Origin of the sequence: Burkholderia sp. AU28863, from assembly GCF_002223195.1 — a bacterium.
In the GTDB taxonomy this organism is placed as follows: domain Bacteria; phylum Pseudomonadota; class Gammaproteobacteria; order Burkholderiales; family Burkholderiaceae; genus Burkholderia; species Burkholderia sola.
Window position 1 is genome coordinate 1 of the sequence record NZ_NKFE01000010.1, and the last position, 5,273, is coordinate 5,273.

Annotated in this window: 5 protein-coding genes, 1 pseudogene and 1 riboswitch; of the genes and pseudogenes, 4 read left to right on the plus strand and 2 right to left on the minus strand. The window is 68.3% G+C overall.

Annotation, left to right across the window (positions count from 1 at the left end; all coding sequences use genetic code 11):
* Positions 1 to 451 (minus strand): precorrin-8X methylmutase (locus CFB81_RS34615; RefSeq protein ID WP_089438198.1); only part of this gene is annotated, 451 nt, incomplete at its 3' end.
* Entirely contained in the window at positions 444 to 1,805 is a 1,362-nt protein-coding gene (gene cobG, locus CFB81_RS34620; RefSeq protein ID WP_306427153.1) for a precorrin-3B synthase, read from the minus strand. The genes CFB81_RS34615 and cobG, both read right to left, overlap by 8 nt.
* 105 nt (positions 1,806 to 1,910) lie before the next feature.
* Positions 1,911 to 2,102, minus strand: a riboswitch (cobalamin riboswitch).
* A gap of 142 nt (positions 2,103 to 2,244) precedes the next feature.
* Here cobG and CFB81_RS34625 point away from each other — a divergent pair.
* The 4 genes and pseudogenes from CFB81_RS34625 to CFB81_RS34640 form a co-directional block, all read left to right on the plus strand.
* Positions 2,245 to 2,541: a hypothetical protein gene (locus CFB81_RS34625; RefSeq protein ID WP_089435020.1), complete on the plus strand. Its 297-nt coding sequence runs from the start codon at positions 2,245 to 2,247 to the stop codon at positions 2,539 to 2,541.
* Between the two features lie 124 nt (positions 2,542 to 2,665).
* Positions 2,666 to 3,928 (plus strand): precorrin-6y C5,15-methyltransferase (decarboxylating) subunit CbiE, encoded by a 1,263-nt coding sequence (gene cbiE / locus CFB81_RS34630; protein WP_089435021.1) that lies wholly within the window; start codon positions 2,666 to 2,668, stop codon positions 3,926 to 3,928.
* Between the two features lie 63 nt (positions 3,929 to 3,991).
* Complete coding sequence (locus CFB81_RS34635) at positions 3,992 to 4,201, plus strand: RidA family protein (protein ID WP_256976004.1); 210 nt, start codon at positions 3,992 to 3,994, stop codon at positions 4,199 to 4,201.
* 47 nt (positions 4,202 to 4,248) lie between these two features.
* Positions 4,249 to 5,092, plus strand: a pseudogene (locus CFB81_RS34640) (IS630 family transposase); the annotation flags it as partial.
* Positions 5,093 to 5,273: the final 181 nt, after the last annotated feature.

Below are 5,273 nucleotides of genomic sequence, written 5' to 3' on the forward strand. Positions count from 1 at the left end.
CGCCGGCGTCGATCATGTCGAGCAGGTGGAACAGCGCGGTCGGCGCGTTGCCGATCACGACGACGCTGCCCGCGAGATGCGGACGCCACAGTTCGAGCGCGGCGGCCGAACGCGTGTTGCCGAGGCGTTGCGCGAGGTCCGGCACCGCCGGCTCGCCGAGCGTGCAGATCACGCGGTTGGCCGCGGGCAGCCGCGCGCGCGTGATGCCTTCGGCGACCATCCTCGCGTCGCACAGGATCGGCGCGCCGGCCGCGAGCGCCGTGCGGCCCGCCGTGCCGGCACCGACCGAGAAGCGCAGGTCGCAGACGACGTCGACCATCCCGCACGCATGGATCACGCGCACCGCGAGTTTCTCGAGGTCGGGCGGAACCTGCGACAGGTCGGCCTCGGCGCGGATCGTCGCGAACGACTGGCAGTAGATTTCCTGCCCGTCGCGAATGTAGTCAAGCATCGGTGGTGTCCTGGTTGTGCCGCGCGCCCGTCAGTCGGGCCGCGGCCTGGTCAATTGTCAGATGGCGCGCGAGCGGGGCGCCAAGGCCCGCGGCCGCGTCGCGCCGGTAAAGGTCGTAGTGCGCAGGCGCCACCGCGACGAGCGTGTGGGCCGCGGGGTGCGGCAGCGCGCAGCGGCGCGCGCAACCGGTCAGATGCACGTCAAGCGGATGGCCGACGCGCGCGGCAAGCGCAAGCGCATCGTGTTTCGTGTCGGCGTGCGCTTTCGCGCAGCCCGCGCTGCCGGTGCAGGCGACGAGCGTCGCCAGCGGGTCGGATGGTGCGCACACGAGGCCGAGCGACGCGAGGGCTTCGCGCATCGCCGCCGCACGTGCGTTCGGCACGCCGTGCATGAACATGCCTTGCCACGGCGTCATCGACAGCGTGCCGTCGCCGTCGGCTTCGGCCAGCGCGGCGAGCCGTTCCAGTTGCGTCGCGTCGAGCCGCCCGAGCGCGAATTGCGCGCCGACGCTGCAACGCGCGGCGTCCCGCGACGGGTGTGCGCCGAAACGCAACGCAGGGTCGGCACGCGTGCGCCGCCAGTCGGCAAGCGCCGGATCGGCCGCGAGCGGGAAGGGCAGATAGTGCTGCGCGCGCTCGAGCAGCGTGGGTTCGTCGCACGTCGCCAGCAACGTGCGCATCCGCGTGACGTCGGCCGGCGCGAGATCGAGGAACGCGAGCAGCAACGCGCGAACCAGTGCGACGCCCTGATCGATCGACACGTCGACCGACGCGTGCCGGTCGCCGTGCGCAACCGGCGGACAGCCGGCGAGCCCCGCCGCGAGACGTACCGCGCCGTCGCCGCGACGCCATGCGGCCAGCCAGATGTCGTGCGGATGATCGAGCGCCGCGACCGCTTCGCCGCCGTCGAGCTGGATCGAGAATTTCGGCGACAGTTCGCCGCGACGCGGCTCGCTCGCCAGCATGTCGAGCAGCGGCCCGGCGAGCGCGTGGCTATCGACGAGCGCGGTGGGGTCGTGCCCGGCGAGCGGGCTCAGCATCAGGTTGCGAACGTCGTCGCTCGCCGCGAGCGCGGCCGCATCGACGGCGGCGTTCTCGGCGCTTGCGCGCGGGCCGAGCCCTGCGTCGAGCAGCGCGTGAATCAGCGCATCGGCCGCGCCGTCGCGAATGCCGCGCAACTGGAGATTCGCACGATTGGTCGCATCGATCTCACCGGAGCCGTACCGGCGCGCGGCGGCCGCGATCGCGCGCGCCTGGCGCGCGTCGAGCCGGCCGCCCGGCAGCTTGATCCGGCACAGTCCGCCGTCGGCGGCCGCGACCACGCGCACGAGCCCCGGGCAGGCCGACGGGCGCACGACGGACGACGCAGGAATCGAATCGGGAGCGGAACTCAACGGGATACCGGGCAGTGTGGCGCCGCGGCCAACGCATCGGTACACCCCGCCCGACGCCGACTGGCACGCACGCACTTTCTGGCCGGCAGGTCTCCTGGCTGACAGGTCGGCGCCGCCTCCCGGCCTTCCCGGTGAAACCAGTGGCATGAGGGGGAGATCGGCTCGCTGTCTACAGTTGCGGGGGCAGCCACAGCGGCGCGCGGTGCGCCCTGTGTTCCCTCTTCGGCCCCGAAGGGCACCGGCGAACGAACGGCCGTAGGATACCCGATTTTTGCGACGATCCGGCATCGGCGGTGCGTCGCGCAACCGCGTCGCAGCATGGCCGCAGACGGTTTTGCGCCGTCTCGCAAATGGTAGCATTGGCGGCTCGACATCAGATCGGCGACCGCCGTGATCCGCCATGAAACTCGGCAGGACGGAACTGTTCGGCATGGGCGTCGCACTTGGCCTACTGGCCGTCCCCGCATGGATGCTGCTCGCGTGCATACTGATCCCGCTTGCACCGTCGGCCGAGTGGCCGAAGAATGTCGGGCTCGCCGGCCTCGGCGTGCCGATCGTGGCGGGTGGAACGTTCCTGTACCGGAAAAGCGGGCGGCGGCCGCTCATGTGGCTGCTGCTCGGCTGGCTGCTGATCGCGTCGGTCGGCGGCATGGTTCCGGCCTTGCTGACGTTCGTCGTCGGCGTGCCGCTCGGCTGACGTCGTGGCCGTATCGCACCAGCGGGCGGGCGACGCGCACGGCAGGGAAACGAATCGACGCGCGTCTGCCCGGCAGCCGCGCATCGCAACACACGGAATGGAATCGAACGATGGGGAAGGGTGCATGACGGCGTGGCTGACGGTAGTGGGGATCGGCGACGACGGTTACGCGGGGCTCGGCCGCCGCGCGCGCCGCGCGCTACTCGACGCGACGCTCGTCGTCGGCGCGAAGCGGCATCTCGACATGCTGCCCGCACGGCTGCCGGCCACGCGCGAAGCGTGGCCGTCGCCGTTCGACCTCGCGGGCGTGCTCGCGCGGCGCACGTCGCCCGTCTGCGTGCTCGCCAGCGGCGACCCGATGCTGTTCGGCGTCGGCGCCACGCTCGCGCGCACGCTGTCCCCGGACGAATGGCGCGTGCTGCCCGCGCTGTCGTCGCTGTCGCTGGCGGCCGCACGCCTCGGCTGGCCGCTGCAGGATGTCGGCGCGGTCTCGCTCGTCGGCCGTCCGCTCGCGATGCTCGCGCGTCACCTGCTGTCGGGCCGCCGGCTGTTCGTGCTGAGCGCTGACGGCCGGACGCCGGCCGCCGTCGCGGCCGAACTCGTCGCACGCGGCTTCGGGCCGACCCGCATCAGCGTGTTCGAGCATCTGGGCGGCCCGCTCGAGCGGCGTCTCGACGGCCTCGCGCAGGACTGGCGCGTCGACGAAACGGCCGCGCTCAATCTGGTGGCGCTCGACTGCCAGGCCGGCCCCGACGCGCCGCGCCGCGCGCTCACGCCCGGCCTGCCCGACGACGCGTACCACCACGACGGCCAGCTCACCAAGCGCGACCTGCGCGCGATGACGCTCGGGCGCCTCGCGCCTGCGGCCGGCGAACTGCTGTGGGACGTCGGCGCCGGCAGCGGCTCGATCGGCATCGAATGGATGCGCGCGCATCCGTCATGCCTGGCGATCGCGATCGAAGCGCATGCGGAACGGCAGCGCTTCATCGAACACAACCGCGATACGCTCGGCGTGCCGGGCCTGCAGCTCGTCGCGGGCCGTGCGCCCGATGCGCTCAAGGGGCTCGCCGCGCCCGACGCGATCTTCATCGGCGGCGGCGCGACCGCGCCCGGCGTGCTCGACGCGTGCTGGGCGTCGCTGAAACCCGGCGGACGGCTGGTCGCGAACGCGGTCACGCTGCAGGGCGAGATCGCGCTCGCCGCGTGGCGCGACGCGCATGGCGGCACGCTCACGCGCGTGTCGTTCGCGCATGCCGAACCGCTCGGCCGCTTCGACACGTGGCGGCAGCCGCTGCCGGTCACGCTGTACGACGTGTACAAGCCCGACACGGCAGACGCGACCGACACGACTGGCTCGTCGAATCCGGCGAACGCAACGGACACGTGATGCGCGACGCCCCCCCGAACAGTCCGCGCCGCTGCGCTTCGGCTCTAATCGCTGAGCATATACGTGCGCTCTGGGGGAGGATTCGAACAGGTGGTGCGCGTCACGATCTACGTGCGCGATTACGCACCCTCGATGTTGCCGACGATTCGCGCTGTTCGCGACCGTTACGTCAACCCGGATAGCCCACCAGCGAGCGCGCTGATTAGAGTTGCTGCATTGTCCCTTCCTGAGATTCTGGTCGAGGTTGATGCTATCGTAGCGATTCTGGACTAGTGTCCCGTTCCGTTGTCAACTGATCTATGTTCGCGTGGCATGCGAACGTCAACAGGCTCTATGACGAATACGCTCCGGCAAGCTGCACACGATCGACGACGAGCAACTGGCTCAGCTGATTCACAAGACCCTGCATACCAAACCCCCGGATGGCTCCACGCACTGAAGCGTACGCACAATTGCAGCCGAAACTGCCATCTCGCCGACGAGTTTGCACCGGTATTTCAAGCTGTTGAGGCTGCAACTGCATCGCACCGAAAGCCTCAAGCTCTTGACCGACCAATCCTTCATCGAGAAATTGCGCGATCTGGTCGTCCTGTACCTGAGTCCACCGGAGAACGCCCTGGTCTTGTGCGTGGACGAGAAGAGCCAGTGTCAGGCGCTCGAGCGTACGCAACTCAGGCTGCCGATGGGTTTCGGCACTGTCGAAGGCGCCACGCACGATTTTTTGCGTCATGGAACCACTGCGCTGTTTGCCACACTGAACGTGCTCAACGGCGCGGTGGTTGCCATCTGCAAACGGCGCCGTCGACATTAGGAATTCCAGTCGTTCCTGCGCGAAATCGACAAGGCTGTCCCGGCTGATCTCGAAGTGCGCTGCATCGTGGACAATCGCGTCAGTCACAAGCATCCGAAGGTCAAGGCGTGGCTGGCAGCCCGCCCCCGCTAACACATACAATTCATTCCCTCCTACAGTTCGTGGCTTAAAGGGGCGAGCGCTTCTTTGAGCTGATTACTGGCAAAGCGATCCGCAGAGGCTCGTTCAGATCGGTCAAACAACTGATCAACCGTTTCGATCAATTCGTTCCCCACTACAACGAAAACTGCAAACCGTTCGTTTGGTCTGCTTCAGCCGATTCCAACCTTGAAAAGCTGCACAGACTTTGTTAGCGAATCAGTGGAACAGGACACAAGGCGCTCCATGTGATAATGCAGGCTCCACTTCTTAGAGGCCAGTTCAAATTCCCTGAGAGGGGGCTGTTTACTTCTTCGGCAATTTGTTAACCTTGGGCACCGGAACAACGGGAGTCCAAGGATGGAAGCGCCGATCATTTGACGACGAGCTGTGAAA